This window comes from Sulfuricaulis sp. (genome assembly GCF_040901545.1).
Taxonomy (GTDB): domain Bacteria; phylum Pseudomonadota; class Gammaproteobacteria; order Acidiferrobacterales; family Sulfurifustaceae; genus Sulfuricaulis.
Genome location: NZ_JBBDYL010000004.1, coordinates 196,676 through 211,227, shown reverse-complemented (window position 1 = coordinate 211,227; position 14,552 = coordinate 196,676). Strand labels below are relative to the sequence as shown.

At 53.6% G+C, this 14,552-nt stretch carries 12 protein-coding genes; 9 read left to right on the top strand and 3 right to left on the bottom strand.

Annotated elements, in window-relative coordinates:
* Positions 1-208: 208 nt before the first annotated feature.
* From WD823_RS01080 to WD823_RS01070, 3 genes are all read right to left on the bottom strand, one after another.
* Positions 209-982: a class I SAM-dependent methyltransferase gene (locus tag WD823_RS01080; protein ID WP_368427633.1), complete on the bottom strand. Its 774-nt coding sequence runs from the start codon at positions 980-982 to the stop codon at positions 209-211.
* 199 nt (positions 983-1,181) lie between these two features.
* Positions 1,182-2,318: a GDSL-type esterase/lipase family protein gene (locus WD823_RS01075; RefSeq protein ID WP_368427623.1), complete on the bottom strand. Its 1,137-nt coding sequence runs from the start codon at positions 2,316-2,318 to the stop codon at positions 1,182-1,184.
* Positions 2,319-2,470: 152 nt separating this feature from the next.
* Positions 2,471-3,079: a hypothetical protein gene (locus tag WD823_RS01070; protein ID WP_368427622.1), complete on the bottom strand. Its 609-nt coding sequence runs from the start codon at positions 3,077-3,079 to the stop codon at positions 2,471-2,473.
* Between the two features lie 1,289 nt (positions 3,080-4,368).
* Between WD823_RS01070 and WD823_RS01065 the strand changes: the two genes are divergently transcribed.
* The 9 genes from WD823_RS01065 (at position 4,369) to WD823_RS01025 (ending at position 14,551) form a co-directional block, all read left to right on the top strand.
* Entirely contained in the window at positions 4,369-5,799 is a 1,431-nt protein-coding gene (locus WD823_RS01065; protein ID WP_368427621.1) for a hypothetical protein, read from the top strand.
* A gap of 155 nt (positions 5,800-5,954) precedes the next feature.
* Complete coding sequence (locus WD823_RS01060; RefSeq protein WP_368427620.1) at positions 5,955-6,107, top strand: hypothetical protein; 153 nt, start codon at positions 5,955-5,957, stop codon at positions 6,105-6,107.
* Positions 6,104-6,757 carry an acyltransferase gene (locus WD823_RS01055; protein WP_368427619.1) on the top strand — a complete coding sequence of 218 codons (654 nt, stop codon included), beginning with the start codon at positions 6,104-6,106 and terminating at the stop codon, positions 6,755-6,757. Before WD823_RS01060 ends, WD823_RS01055 begins: the two co-directional genes overlap by 4 nt.
* Positions 6,758-6,920: 163 nt before the next feature.
* Positions 6,921-8,102 carry a GNAT family N-acetyltransferase gene (locus WD823_RS01050; RefSeq protein ID WP_368427618.1) on the top strand — a complete coding sequence of 394 codons (1,182 nt, stop codon included), beginning with the start codon at positions 6,921-6,923 and terminating at the stop codon, positions 8,100-8,102.
* Between the two features lie 117 nt (positions 8,103-8,219).
* Positions 8,220-8,888, top strand: coding sequence for a GNAT family N-acetyltransferase (locus tag WD823_RS01045; RefSeq protein WP_368427617.1), 669 nt, complete (start codon positions 8,220-8,222; stop codon positions 8,886-8,888).
* A gap of 179 nt (positions 8,889-9,067) precedes the next feature.
* On the top strand, positions 9,068-10,609 hold the full coding sequence (locus tag WD823_RS01040) for a hypothetical protein (protein ID WP_368427616.1): 1,542 nt from the start codon (positions 9,068-9,070) through the stop codon (positions 10,607-10,609).
* Positions 10,610-10,667: 58 nt separating this feature from the next.
* Positions 10,668-12,692 carry an asparagine synthase (glutamine-hydrolyzing) gene (gene asnB, locus WD823_RS01035; RefSeq protein WP_368427615.1) on the top strand — a complete coding sequence of 675 codons (2,025 nt, stop codon included), beginning with the start codon at positions 10,668-10,670 and terminating at the stop codon, positions 12,690-12,692.
* Positions 12,693-12,950: 258 nt separating this feature from the next.
* A complete protein-coding gene (locus WD823_RS01030) occupies positions 12,951-13,262 on the top strand; it encodes a glycosyltransferase family 2 protein (RefSeq protein ID WP_368427632.1) in 312 nt (103 codons plus the stop codon).
* Positions 13,263-13,507: 245 nt separating this feature from the next.
* Complete coding sequence (locus WD823_RS01025; RefSeq protein ID WP_368427614.1) at positions 13,508-14,551, top strand: 50S ribosomal protein L11 methyltransferase; 1,044 nt, start codon at positions 13,508-13,510, stop codon at positions 14,549-14,551.
* The last annotated feature ends 1 nt before the right edge of the window (position 14,552 follow it).

The following is a 14,552-nucleotide window of genomic DNA, read 5'->3' as shown; positions in this document are numbered from 1 at the left end:
GTGAGCGCACGTTAAGTGCGCTCACGACAATTTCGCCGGGAGCGAAATTGGACGCGCTTTAGCGCGCCCCCCCGGGGGGGTGCGCGCCAGGGATGGCGCGCATCAAAACCCCGCCTCACCCTACTAAAACCGAAACGTGGTATTTTGAGATAGGTTCTAGCACTCTCCATGAGAGTCTGCGAAGTTGTAAAGGAAGAATAGTACCCTTCTAAACGTTCTTTTTATGCCGCGCATTCAGCGATTCGAAAAGTTGCGGTGCGTGGGTGCGCAGGATCCGAGCCGCCGTGCGGCGCGCTCGATTGGCGGCCTGAGGAACCGAATAAAAAGGGTTCCACCACCTGTGGAAGCGGTAAATGGAATGCCTTAACGCGCTCTGATACGTAAGGGATTCGTTCTCGTGCAGGATGACATCGCCCGGGCGCTTTTCCGGGAGCAGGATGCCGAGCGCAAAACCGCACCACATCTGCCGGTAGCTATCGCCTTCTTCCTTGGTGACAAATCGGCCGACGACGAAATCCAGCTCGACCATGTGGACGTGGGGGTTGCTCGACCAATCGGTTTGCATTATCGCCCCGCGGCATTCCGGGTTGAAGCTGTCGTGCATGATGAGGTAAAGCGGCCGATGGGGCCGGTAACGAAGTATATTATTGATGTCACGGCAAACCCCCTCCACGGAATGGTCGGCGTCAATCAGCACGAATTCGAGAGCTTCTCCCGAGGCTTGTATCCGGTCAATCAGCCTGGGCAAAGTATTTTGCGATAGCCCCGTGATGAATTCGACATTGGGGAAACGGCTGGCATACGCGGACTCGCAGGCCGGATCCTTATCGAGCGCGTAGACCTTCCGGCTGTGCGCCGCGAGAATGGCGAGGCTGCCGGCCTTGTAGACTCCGACTTCAATCGCGCATTGTGGTTTCAGCGTGGTGAGTAAGGAATGCAGGGTGGCGCGTTCCGCATCGGTCATCAGCCACTCGTCATGCACATCGCTCAAGCGCTGAGTGATATCTGCGGAGTTTAACGGCAGTTGGACTGATCGATTAAAGAACTGAAATGCCATTGATCACATGCTGTTTAAGGCGCCGTTGATTAGCATTTGCCGCAGTGACCACAGACATTATGGCACTTTAAAGAAATAGTTTGGATTATAGTGTGCAGTAAGAGTGGATTTCCATAAAACCAGCTTACTGGCAGGTTGGCAGTACGGGTACTGTCGCGCCTTGCATGTCCAGTTTCCACTTATCCGCCATCATGTTGTAGCCTGTCTGGTTTGGATGGAGGTTATCCCCCATCAGGGTCGGGTCGGCTTTGTCCAGTTGCCCCTGGAGCTGCAGGACGTCCTGTTGATTGACATTGTAAACCTTAACGGCAGGCCGGTCGGTGGCAATCGCGGCGACGTTATCGTTGAAAGTATTCACAGTCTTAGTGCCATCAACAGCCGGAATGATTCGAGCCACGAATACCGTTACGGGAAAATTGGATTGTGCCCAGGTACTGATGTTAGTGAGAATACCATCCACACCCGCACTGCTTACGTTGAAATCGTTCGTACCGATGTGCAGCAGGACAATGTCTGTCGGGTTTCCTGATAGAAACCCCTGGACGGAGTCTTTGATATTTCCGAACCCACCGCTGCATGGACTGTCATCGCACCATCCGCCGTGACCTTCATGATTGAGATCAAAGTCTGGAGGATTACCCGATGCCAGACTGCCGACAAAATCCACACGTCCCGTACCAACCAGCGCTTCAAGCTGCTGGAAAAGCCGTCGACGGTAGCCCACGCCGTTCGGATCGCCAGTTCCTTCCGTAATGGAATCGCCAAGCGGCATGATGCGCACCTTGCCATTGTTGAGTATCCAGGCTGTCGCCATGGAGGAAGAAAGCCCGCCGGCATCTGTCACGTGGAAGTTAAACTTGTCCATGCCGCGCAGGCCCGTTGCGCTGGCATTAGGTGTGTAAGTGAAACTGGCGCATTGGGCGATGGTTGCACACGACTGCAAGCAGGGCACAGAAACACATCCGCTGAGGCTTCCATTCGTTGGCAATGTATCGATTGTGTACGATGCAATCGTGGCGTTACCGTTGCTGTCGTTTGCCGACAGGGGGACCACAATAGAGGGATCAGGGTCCATGATTGCATTGCAGCTATTGCTGGCCACCGGTGGCACATTGAAGAGGGGTGCAGAAGTGCCCCCGCCACCGTCACACCCGGAAGCTCCAATCAAAAGCAGCACCAGCGATATAAAATGCCGGGCGGTTATTGATGGGAGGTTTAGCAGGTCACGCATATTGAAATAATGCAGTTGATGCACAGGCATGGTGAATTATGCCTCAGGTAGTGTCGGTGTACTACCCATCTTTGAATTATCTGCCCATAAAAAAACTGCGCCGCCGTTGCAGCGCAGTTTTTCCAAATAACAACCGCTTATGTAAGCAGCTCAAAAAACCGCTTTTTTGTTAATCCGTAAACTTAGCGGGCACAGCGAAAGAAGATAAAAGAAAAGCCGGCATCATAAGCAGCGTTGTTCCCAAAGAAAATATCGCCATCCAATGCAGCACCTCCGATGGCGGCGGCGGTGGCTGGCCCCATGTAGCCCACAACCATCCTACCAGCATAGCCATCCGCGAGATCGTTGTCTGTCGACGAAGCGCTAGAAGAAACTGAATCAACCCACTCAAACTCTCCGTTGGTAGCCATATTGGCGACTGTACCCGCATTTTTGGCAGCGATGTACTCGCCCGGAGTCATGAGCCGCTTGCCGGCGGTGCGGCAGGTGTTAACGGCGTTATTCCAGGTCGAATTCGCGGCCTGACGCGCGTTATCAACGCAGAGCGGACCGACGCGGATCGCGCCTGCATCCACGGCGCCGGCGTTGGTACGGCAGCTCGTGCTCGGAACGTTGCCCTGAAGGTCGTTGACCGCGTTCTTGATGTTGTTCATGTTATCGGCCGTAAGCGTGCCACCCGGAGAGAATGTGTCAGTAATGGGGCCGGTCGCGTACACAACTCCGCTGAGAGCAACACCCAGCAATATCCCGAGTGCATAACCAAGTGAAGAAAGTTTGTTAATACTACTCATGTTTGATCTCCTGCTAACGGATGTTAAATGTGGATACTAAATTGAATAGGTGAAAACTCAGCCTAACGTGCATGTGCCAAGTACTGCGGCTGTATCGAGTAAGCACGTTGTGCTTCCCGCGGGCGCAGGACTACCGCCACCGCCACCGCCGCATCCGCCCAAAGCTAACAGGGCCAATACGAGCAGCAGGCTCCTAAGATTGATCAATACCTTCATCGTGTATCTCCTGGCTTTCCTGAAAACAAATAACCAATAGATTTCCCTCCCTGGACCTGTCTCCTCCCCATGCGTCTAAACTGGCGTAGGGGCTTTCCTGTCCATGAGAGACTAATTACCTTCCGTTGTTTCCCGAGAGAAGCTTAAGCGGCTCCTCCCACCTAGTGTTCGGCCAAACTTACAACTTAACTGCGTGTAGTTTTTGCAGACGCGTAGTCTATCCTAAAACGTCAAATCGGTATATCGAACTTACTTAAACTTCCATTGTTTCAGCCATAAACCGAAACTGCACTTCATACGGGGGGTTTAATTGCCAAAGAAAGTCCCTGTATATTAATAGAATCTTAAACGGAAAAACACGAAAACACGGCATTCTTTATATGTATTGGCATACTGCTGTAAAGTGGCGCAAGTACATACATTAATTATTACCAGTTTCGTAGCCGACGCGACATAGGGGAGAGGCGGAGCAGGCGCCGTGCTGCATGACTGGCTGGTAGTGTAGGTGGCCATAACCCGTAATGCGCAATCAGTCAATCGAAGCGTTCACCTGCTAGACTTGCATTTCTCCAGCAAGATCCCTTCTTGCCGGCTAGATCAGCGCCATGCTTTGGCGTCCTGTAACCAGGCATTGTTGTTGAACCAGCATGACCATTACACGACAAGCATGCGCCTGATAGATCAGCCGACCGCCTGAAAAAACATGGACGTTATTTATTTCCTGGGCTATGCCCGGGTTGCGGTAGCGTGCCTGTGAACTTTGAAGTAGCCGAAATTGGGCTTCTAGCCAGGTTAAATTCTTTGACTTGGGTTGTTGGATGGCGAGTCAATTTTGGGGCGGGTGAATGCAAACAATCAATTGCCCTTTGAGTACTGATGAGGGAGATAGCAACACTCCAGAGGGATGAGCAACAACAGCGCGTTTCGTGCGCAATGCAAATCCAAAGAGGTCTTTAGATATGAATACAGTACGCCTAACTAAACATCTAAATTCAATTGCAATGCGGGGCAATCCGTATCTCAGGCTGTTTCGATGCAAGCAGTTTTTGCTGGGACCGCAATTCGCCCCCGGGATGGACAATTGGCGACACCTTACCCTGGGTCTGAGGCTCAAGCTGTCAGCTCATCCGGAACTCGACGTGACGCAGGCAAGCAGTGAAACGAAGTCCTTGGTGGCGCTTGGTTTTCTCCTGGATCCAAATAATCCCGAGGCGGGCGACCAAGAGATCCTGGACGGACTGCTCGAGCGTTTCGATTCACTCGAACAACTTCTGCAAGCGACCAGCGCTTTGGGCGGGCGCTGGGCGATCATCGCAACACATGGACGTGCGCAGTATCTTTTCACTGACGCATTCGGCCTACGCCAGGTCTTCTATACGCTGCCGGAACTTGCGGGCGACCTGTATGTGATGTCGGAGCCAGCCGCTGCCGCCGCGCTGCTGAGCCTGCCCGTCGACGACGAGGCGCGCGCATATATGGACTCGAAAGAGTTTCGGATCAACTCAGAGTACAAGTGGCCGGCGGCGAGTTCGCCCTTTCGGGGCATAAGCCGTCTATTGCCAAATCATTACCTCGATCTCGGTAACGGTGCTTGCCGGCGGTTCTGGCCGGAGAGTAGGTTAAGTACCGTCACTCTCGAAGAGGGCACGGAGAAGATCGCCGGTATTTTGACCGGCCTGTTGCACGCGGCGGCCAACCGGTTTGAACTCGCCATAGCTGTCACCTGCGGAATCGACAGCCGGGTTGTGCTCGCCGCCTGCAGGGACATCAAGGAAAAGGTGTCGTTTGTAACGCTGCGGCAGTGGCACATGGCCGACGACAGCCCGGACATCACGATTCCCCAGACACTTTTGATGCAGCTCGGGCTCAAGCACGACGTGATTAATGCCCCGGTGACAACGACTCCCGAATTCGCCCAGATATTTAAATCGAGTACGTACCTGGCCCACGAGCACTACGGTCCGGATGCGGAGGCCATTCTGGGGCGCTATCGACGCAGAAAGGTTGCCGTTACCGGAAGCGGCGGCGAAGTTGGTCGCTGTCAGTTCCGGGCGGAACTGCCGTTCTTCGATCGCAAGCGGGTAACCGCCGCCTATCTTTCCCAGCTGGAAATTGGCGCCATAAACGGATTCGCCATGAAGCATTTCGGGATGTGGCTGGACGATGCGGGTCCGGGCGAAGGCATAAACAAGTTGGATTTGTTTGAATGGGAGCAAGGGTGTGGGAGTTGGCTTGCAACAACACAGCTTGAGTTCGACATGGCGTGGAAGGATATCTTCACGCCATTTAATTGTCGCGATCTTGTCATCGCCATGTTGTCGGTTCCGACGAAATACCGCAAGGGACCGAATTACCCGCTCTTCCGCTGCCTGATTCAGAAATTGTGGACAGAGGTTCAAGGGGCGCCGATCAACCCGCACAGAAAGCGGTCCGCCGTCAGTCAATACTTGCACGAGGCAGGACTCGTTGCGCGGCATGTGTTACAACGCTTCCGTTATCGCTAACTCGAGGTTGCCTGAACGGCCGCGGATACCGAGGAAAGCCACCATGCTGCAAGCCGTGCTCATTGTGAATGTGCGTCACGCTGGGCACGTTGGCATGGTTGCGCCAGGTCAGGTACGAAATGACACAATCTTGCTTTGAACCTGGAAATCAAGCCATGCGTGGGAAAACGGGACTCATCAGTCTGTCTGGGCGGATAATAGAGCCCGGCCTGATCAATGATATGAAGGACGCGATCTTTTATCGCGACCCGGACGACGAGGGCGATGTACTGATTTACCAGGACCGGTCGCGAGGTAAATGGCAATGATAAAAAAATTCGTGCGCAAATGGGTCAGCTCAATGCTGTTGCGTCTTTACAAAAAGATGGAGGAGATCGCCGAAGCCGATCTTCCACGTTTCGCCAGCAATCCCAGAAATCTGAAAATAGAGTTACCACGCCGAATATACGATGCGCAATTAATTGATATCGGTAACGACGTATCGATCGGACCGGGTTCGCTACTGGTTCCACAGAGGATTTATCCTTCGCATGTAATGTCTAATCCGGAAATAAAACATGATGTCCAAAAATTCAATCCAAAGATTGTAATTGGCAACCGCGTGACGTCGACGGGATCGCTGACCATTGCCGCGATGCAAGAGGTTACGATTGAAGACGATGTAATGATCGCCTCAAATGTGCTGATTGCGGATGGCATGCATGGCTTCGAGAACGCCAACGAACCGTACAAATATCAAAAAATGTGGAAGATTTCACCGATCGTCATTAAACGCGGCTGCTGGATAGGCCAAAACGTGGTGATCATGCCGGGGGTAACGGTGGGAGAATTGTCGATCATCGGTGCAAACAGCGTGGTAACGAAAAGCGTTCCCGACCGATGCATCGCGATCGGCGCGCCGGCGCGGATCGTCAAGCAGTGGGACGAAGCGGCGCAGCGGTGGAGCAGCCTCGCATAGCGGTGTGTGACCGACGGCGGAACTTCAGGAACGGAATCCGGATGACCGCGTCATTGTCCTCGGACCGGGGCAGGCCCGGACATGGAGAAAGGAGATGTTTTGCCAGGGACATGCGCCCGGGTTGCGGTAGCGTGCCCGGTGTCCCGAATAAAGGTAAATCGAAATGGGCGCCGCCAGCGATCGCATAATAAACGTTCTTAGGCGAATCGGACCGCTGCGCAAAGCCGTGCGCCGCGTCCGTGGATTTATTGATCCCTATAGGGTGCGTGTCTGGTTTCTCGAGGGTCAAGAACGCACCAGCCGGGCGCGCCTCAGTATTCTTTATATGGGGCAATTGGAAAACAAGAATTACATTGAGAATTTGGCTTTTGAAGGGGCAAACGCGCAGCATGATCTCGGCACGGCGTGGATATGGAATGCCGCCCGGCGGACCAGCTGCCGACGTGGGAACCCGGATTTGATCGTTATGGATCTGGAAGATCGGCACTACTACCGCTTTGGAAACGATGGCGGTTTCTACATACCGACCTGGATGGGCGCGGAATTTGTCTTGTCCGAGGCGTTGGAGCGATTCAAGTCTCGTGAAGGCACGTCACGCGATCCACGGCGCATTAGGGGAAGCAAGGGAGGGTTTTTCGATTTTGAGGTGTCTAAAAGTCCGGAGGAATTTAAGCGCTTTTACCACACGATGTATATACCGTACGTGAAGCAAAGACACGGCGATCGCGCGTTCCTGGAGCCTTATGAGCGAGTGCGCGAGGAAATGGGCCGCAGCGAATTGTGCCTGGTCAAACGAGACGGCGACTGTGTCGCGGGCTCGATCGTTATCCACGAACCGCACCGCGCGCACTGGTGGATCCTGGGTGTGAAGGATGGAAATCGCGACCACGTCAAGGCAGGCGCGATTACGGCGATGTACTACTACAAGATGCTGTATTTCAGCGAGCAAGGTTATGAACGCGTCTACGCCGGCGACACGCGGGCGTTCCTGAACGACGGCGTGCTGCAATTCAAAAAAGGATGGGGCCTGCGTTTTGCGGGCAGAAGCGTTGCCAAGGGATTTTGGCTGCGATGCGGACGAGTTTCGCCGGGAGTAAAAGCGTTCTTGGTCAATAATCCTTTTGTTGCGCGGACCGACTCGGGGTTTTCGGGCACCGTTTTCCTGGAGAGCGAGACGTTCGTGGGAGAGCAGCCGTTGAGGCAACTACACCGAAGCTACTACGTTCCGGGGATGGAACGATTGAATATCTATCTCCTGGGCGGGCAGCGCGAGGAAATTCCTGTTCCAGCTGACCTCGCCGGCAGTATCGAGCTGAGACCGGCGCCTGTTCTCTCATCCGTGTAGCTCCGTAGCCTTGGCAAAATTTCGTTGTCAGTCAGCCTCCACGGAAGATCAGTATTTACACTAACCGAACCAAGACTTGGCAAGAAGTGCAAACGCAAAGAACGAAGTGATCGCCCGATGCAGCAACGCTGGAATATGTTCTACCGAATGCTGAACTTGGCGGTACGGCTGGCGCCTACGCGCTGGAAGTTTTACGGCAACACTATTTTGTTTAGAAAAACACTGAATAACGTCCAGCCTGTGCCGATACCGACACCTTATCGATGGAAATGGGCGAGCGTGGAGGAAATAGCGTTCATGGATAAACATCCTGAAGCCGATATGCCCACGGCTTATCCCAGGAGAGCCGCGTACGGCGATCGCTGTCTATGTCTGATGAAGGGCGAGGAACTCGTCGGTTATCAGTGGATTTCGTTTCGCTCGGGTTGCACTTGGTGCGATCCCCTCCGTACCTCGTGGGAAATACCGTTTCTTCCGTTGAAAGCCACGCAGGCATTTGTATATGACCTTTATGCTTATAAGCAATTTCGAGGGCAGGGACTTGGAAAATTGATCAGACGGCTTAGTTTTCGGATCTTAAAGGAACAAGGAATTGAAGAGGTTTTTTCGCTGGTCAGATTCGACAATGTGATCGCCCTTAAGGTACGTATCCGCACCGGGGAGGAACCCGAGCGTACGGTGAATTATTACCGCATCCGCGGTTGGGGCAAGGTGTTCCTGGGACCCCAAAAAGACCCCCAGCTGATGCAATGGTGGGCCAGATTCAACGAGAGAACGGCAGCTTGATTGGAATTCGATATTGCCTGGAAAAATGATTTTTCACCATTCAACTGGCGGGTGCTGCTGGAGACAATGTTGTCCGTTGCCGAACGCCTCGGCATGCCGCCGATGTACGCTTCTTTATGAACGCGCGGTGTAGGTAAAAACCGCGTCGGTGATAGTCAAGCAAGTGTAACTCGGAAACGATGGAGGCACGAACCAAGTCGGTATTACGATCGTTCGGCTTGACCGAAAACCCGTACCGCTCGCTGTTCCGGTGCAACCAGTTCATAATCGGTCCGGAGTTCGCGCCCGGGCTCGAAGATTGGACGCAGGTCGTCGTGGGGCCGCGGCTAAAGCTCACGGCGCATCCGGCGCTCAACGTGGTCCAGGTCGGAACCGGCGCGAAGACTCTGGCCTTGCTCGGGCATATGCTCGATCCGTACGCACCGGAGGATGACGATCGGCAAATACTCACGCGACTGCTGGATCGGTGCGAATCGCTCGCTGCCTTGATCGCGGCGACGGATTCGCTCGGCGGGCGCTGGGCGATCGTCGCGGTCGCTGGAGATGAGGCGCATCTGTTCAACGACTCTTTCGGGTTGCGTCAGGTGTTCCATACCCTGCCCGGCGCCGTGGGCGAGGTCTTCGCGATGTCCGAGGCGGGCCTTGGCGCGGCCATGCTCGGCCTACCGGTTGACGATGCCGCGCAGGCCTACATGGACTCGGAGATTTTTCGCACGGACCGGGAATACAAATGGCCGATGACGGCCTCGGCATTTCGCGACATTCGGCGTTTGGTACCCAATCATTCCCTCGATCTGCGGCACGGGGTATCGCGGCGCTTTTGGCCCACCCAGACGCTGCCGGCGCTGGCGCTGGAAGAAGGCGTGTTGAGGACGGGCCGTTTGCTCCGCGGACTGATTCGAGCCGCCGCCAATCGGTTCGACTTGGCGGTGGCCGTCACCTGCGGAATCGATAGTCGCGTGGTGTTGGCTGCTTGCAAGGACATTGCGGATAGGGTGTCATTCGTCACCGTGCGTAAATGGAACATGTCCGACGATAACCCCGACATTGCGATTCCGTCAGCGCTTTTGGCACAGCTCGGTCTGAAGCACGAAGTAATCCTGGCGCCCGTGACGACGACCCCCGAGTTCGGGCGGATATTCAAATCGAACGTCTATCTGGCGCACGATTATTACGCTCCGGACGCGGAAGCCATCTTCGGGCATTTCGGAAGAAAGAAAGTCGTAGTAACGGGCAGCGGCGGCGAGGTCGCGCGGTGTCAGGGCAGCCAGCAATTGCCGTTCTTCGACCGCAAGCACGTCACGCCCGCCTATTTGTCGCGCTGCGAGATGGGCGGGCGCAACGAATTTACCGAACGTTACTTTGAGAAGTGGTTGCAAGACGTCGGCGTGGTAGACGGAATTAATCGACTCGATCTGTTCGAATGGGAACAAAGTTGCGGCAGCTGGTTGGCCACGACGCAACTGGAGTTCGACATGGCCTGGAAGGACATCTTTACGCCGTTCAATTCGCGCGAACTCTTGACGCTGATGTTGTCGGTTCCGTCACGCTACCGCAAGGGATTGAAGCCTCCGTTCTTCGCGCGCATGATCGAACATCTTTGGCCCGAGGTACTGGGTGCACCGATCAATCCCCACAAACAACCCTCGCTGATGGGGAGATACCTGCGCGGTTCCGAACAGTTGCTGCGCCACGCGGCGCACTTCATTCGTTATCGCTGATATGTGTCGATCGGCATAAGAGAAACAGGACAATGACAAGAGCTAAGAGGAAAACTGAATGTGCGGCATCGTAGGTATAGTTGATCTAAGCGGCGCCGTGGTCTTGCCGGGGCTGCTCAAGACCATGACGGACGCGATTCACTACCGTGGCCCGGATGATGAGGGCTATGTGTTGATCAATCAGAACACGTCGCGCTACCAGGCTTATTCGGGACCGGCGAGTCCGGAATCGGTGCGCACAGCTCTGCCGTCAATTTCCTCAGCGGGAGATTTTTCCGCTAACATCGGTCTGGCCCACCGGCGTTTCTCCATCATCGACCTCTCCGCCGGCGGCCACCAGCCGCTGTTTTCTCAGGACGGTTCTTGCTGCGTGGTGTTCAACGGCGAGATTTACAACTATATCGAACTACGCGAGGAACTCGTGAAACTTGGTGTTACATTCCGATCAACCTCGGATACCGAGGTCCTGCTCGAGGCTTACCGCATCTGGGATACCGGCTGCTTCAGCCGCTTCAACGGCTTCTGGGCGTTGGCTCTGTATGATTTTAGGAAGCGGCGCTTGATTCTCAGCCGCGACCGGCTTGGCAAGAAACCCCTATATTGGACGCAGTTCGGGTCAAAGCTCTATTTCGCATCGGAGATCAAATCGCTGCTCCGGGTCCCGGCTGTGTCGAGCAGCCGGAAGGTCAATGAAGAAGCAATCTGGCATTGGTGCGTGGACGGCCGGCGCGATCTCGATAACTCCACTTTTTTCGATGGGATCCAAAGCCTGCCGGCGGCCTGCTGGACAGTCGTTGATAATAATTTTCCGAACAACATTCGGACATATTGGGAAGTACCACGCGAACGCCTGCATGAGACTGATATCTCGGTCCCCGAGGCGATGCGGCTGGTGCGCGAGACGCTCGACGATGCGGTGCGTATCCGACTGCGCGCCGATGTGCCGCTCGCCTTAGAGCTAAGCGGGGGTTTGGACTCTTCCACCGTGCTCGCGCTTGCCGCCAGGCACCATCCCGGCCGGATCACCACCTACACCGTGAAGTTCGCCGAGTCGCAGTGGGATGAGGAGCCGTTCGCCCGCTCCGTCGCGAGCCGATACAACACGGACTACCGCGTGCTCGAGCCCGGGTTCGGTGGTTTCTGGCAGGGAATCACGGTGTTCACCGAGCTGCAGGAAGAGCCGTACCATTCACCGAACATGCAGACGAGTCAGGTGATCTGGTCGCTTATGCGCGCTGCCGGGACTAAAGTCGCGCTCACCGGTGCGGCCGGCGACGAAATGTTTGGCGGATATTCACGCTATTATTGGAAGGCCCAGATCGAAAATCTTATTCATGGCAGATTGGGGCATTTTGTCGATAACGCCGTGCACTGGACAGAGCGCCAGCACACCCTGACCGCCATCGGAAAGGAAATATTGGGGATGCTGGGATTAAGGCCCCTGGTGCGCCGGATCAAGACCGCGATCCCCATGCTCGAAAACCAAAAAATCAGAAACCTCCGCACACCGGGAAGGCAATACTACGCTGCTACGCTGTCGGCGTGGTTGCGGGAAGAGATCGTTAACACCCAGATACCTTACTGGCTGCGCTCAGGCGAGAAGAACTATATGGGCATGCCTTTTGAGGCACGTTGTCCATTCCTCGATTATCGTGTTGTCGAAGCGGCGGCGCGGATGCCGGTTACCTATCTCATACGCCACGGCTGGCACAAGTGGATCCTGCGCAAAGCGATGGAGGATATCCTGCCGGCCGACGTCGTGTGGCGCCGGATTAAAATGGGTTTTCCGTATCCTTACGAAAAGTTCTTTGTGAATTATCGCCAGATCGTTGATTTGATTCTGACAGAGGCGCGCAATCCTTACATTGATTTCCGTCGACATGAACAGTTGAGAACGGATTGGAACGCGATTAGTTTCATTCTGTGGTACGAGCTTTTCATCAATGAGAACAAATCGCTATTCAGGAAGATTGAAGAGAGAATCTCGGAATTGGAGCAGCCTATCGCTACGACCTACACACCTGAATTCATGAAACCGTGTTCACGTAAAGCAAATACTGAAGTGAAAAATGCCGTCGTTTAATGTTGGGAGAATCGTTACCCGGCCCTGTAATAACCGAAGGATTGATTCTCTTGTATCTCCTCTGCCAGTTAAAACCTTTAAGCTACCACAGCATATGTCACCGTTTTTTCTTGTTTCGGACGTTCTGGGAAATATTTATTGATGGCATCGAATTAAAGTTATGGAGATTTCATGTCGCGATCGGCTTTCAAACCGGCAACATGTTGACGATCCATTAACTACTGATGTCATGCTGATATGAGCAACTAAACCTTTCCTCTGGTCACTATCGGCATCCCGACGTACAACAGAGTGAATAGATATCTGCGGGAAACGCTTGAAAGCGCTTTGGGCCAAAGTTATTCGAACCTGGAGTTTGTAGTGTCCGACAACGGTTCAACCGACAACATGGAGTCTATTGTCCGTAGCTATGCAGATCCGCGAATACGTTTTTCCGGCAGCAACCACCGGTTATTCCAAATGAAATTTTCAATTCCTGTCTGCGACGGGCGAATGGTACTTATACAGGGCTTCCCTAATCGACTGATGTTGAAAAAATCTTCTTACGCGAGCCGATACCACGCGGACTAACGTGCTCCGAGACGGGAGGATTCTGGCACCGTGAGGGAATCACGGCATTTACTGCGCTACCCCCAATATGCGCGCTAGTCAGATGATCTGTTCGCCTATGCATGCCGCGCGCCGGGTACAAGGCCGCGTTTAACGATGAGGCCGGTGACGATATGTTTGCCAGTACGTGCGCCTTGCTCTGAGGTTGCTCACTGTCCAAGGGTAAAATGAAACCCATTCTGATCTGAGATAAGCGCACGAATAAAATGAATGCCCTAATAAATATCACGATCCGCCTGCTATTGAGAATAAAGGAATGGTTAAGAGAACAACCCGTAGTACAGCGAGCTCTGCATGAGAAGTGGAGCCGTGATACATTTCGTAATTACTACATCCACGAGATCATGCTGTCGGACGCCGTGCGTGTGAACGCATACCATCGTGCGATCCAGAAATACGTTAGAAAAAATGACACAGTCGTAGACATGGGAACGGGAACGGGACTCCTGGCGTTGCTTGCTTCGCAACAAGATCCAAAAAAGATCTACGCAATTGACCACTCGGACATTATTGACTCGGCCAAGCTCATCGCTCAGCGTAATAACAGGATTAATATTGATTTCCTGAAGCTGCATAGTAGGGAATTCAACCCTCCCGCTAAAGTAAGCGTCATTCTGCATGAGCAGATCGGCTACTACCTGTTCGATGAGAAGTTCGTTGACAACATAACGGAGTTGCGCGATCGGGTGTTGGAGGAGGGCGGAAAGATCATACCAGCCAGGTTTGACTTCTTCATTGAACCCATGACCCTCAACGATGAATACCGAATCCATTTTATCTGGCAGTTAAATCTGCACGGCATCCGGTTCGACGCCCTGCTTGACATGAGCGAAGACTGGAAGAAGTTTCAAAATGATGGCACCATCTCCGATTACCTGCAGCAACGGATTTGGCCATACCAGGTGAAGCATCTTCTCTGTGATCCCGAGAAACTGTTTTCGATAGATCTCGAGACCATGAAGAAAGGCGATGTGCCAAACAGACTCACGTATGTGAAAAAGGTAACTCGTGACGGACGCCTCGATGTCCTCAGTATCTATTTTCGCGTTAATTTCGACGATGAAATATCCTTCGATACGTCACCGTTGAGTCCAAGGACCCATTTCGAGAATGTGTGTGTCAGGCTAACTGGCGAGGATGTGAGAAAGGGCGATGTCATAGAGTTTGAATGGGTATTCGAAGATATCGCTGTCTTCAGTACCTGGAAACTCAAATACAAGATAAAAAATAGGGAACCTGACAGAGTGTAGC

What these genes read in the sequence shown, in the direction of transcription:
- WD823_RS01075 (WP_368427623.1), bottom strand. Translation starts at nt 2,318, where the DNA reads ATGCCTGTGCATCAACTGCATTATTTCAATATGCGTGACCTGCTAAAC.
- WD823_RS01070 (WP_368427622.1), bottom strand. Translation starts at nt 3,079, where the DNA reads ATGAGTAGTATTAACAAACTTTCTTCACTTGGTTATGCACTCGGGATA.
- WD823_RS01065 (WP_368427621.1), top strand. Translation starts at nt 4,369, where the DNA reads ATGGACAATTGGCGACACCTTACCCTGGGTCTGAGGCTCAAGCTGTCA.
- WD823_RS01060 (WP_368427620.1), top strand. Translation starts at nt 5,955, where the DNA reads ATGCGTGGGAAAACGGGACTCATCAGTCTGTCTGGGCGGATAATAGAG.
- WD823_RS01055 (WP_368427619.1), top strand. Translation starts at nt 6,104, where the DNA reads ATGATAAAAAAATTCGTGCGCAAATGGGTCAGCTCAATGCTGTTGCGT.
- WD823_RS01050 (WP_368427618.1), top strand. Translation starts at nt 6,921, where the DNA reads ATGGGCGCCGCCAGCGATCGCATAATAAACGTTCTTAGGCGAATCGGA.
- WD823_RS01045 (WP_368427617.1), top strand. Translation starts at nt 8,220, where the DNA reads ATGCAGCAACGCTGGAATATGTTCTACCGAATGCTGAACTTGGCGGTA.
- WD823_RS01040 (WP_368427616.1), top strand. Translation starts at nt 9,068, where the DNA reads ATGGAGGCACGAACCAAGTCGGTATTACGATCGTTCGGCTTGACCGAA.
- asnB (WP_368427615.1), top strand. Translation starts at nt 10,668, where the DNA reads ATGTGCGGCATCGTAGGTATAGTTGATCTAAGCGGCGCCGTGGTCTTG.
- WD823_RS01025 (WP_368427614.1), top strand. Translation starts at nt 13,508, where the DNA reads ATGAATGCCCTAATAAATATCACGATCCGCCTGCTATTGAGAATAAAG.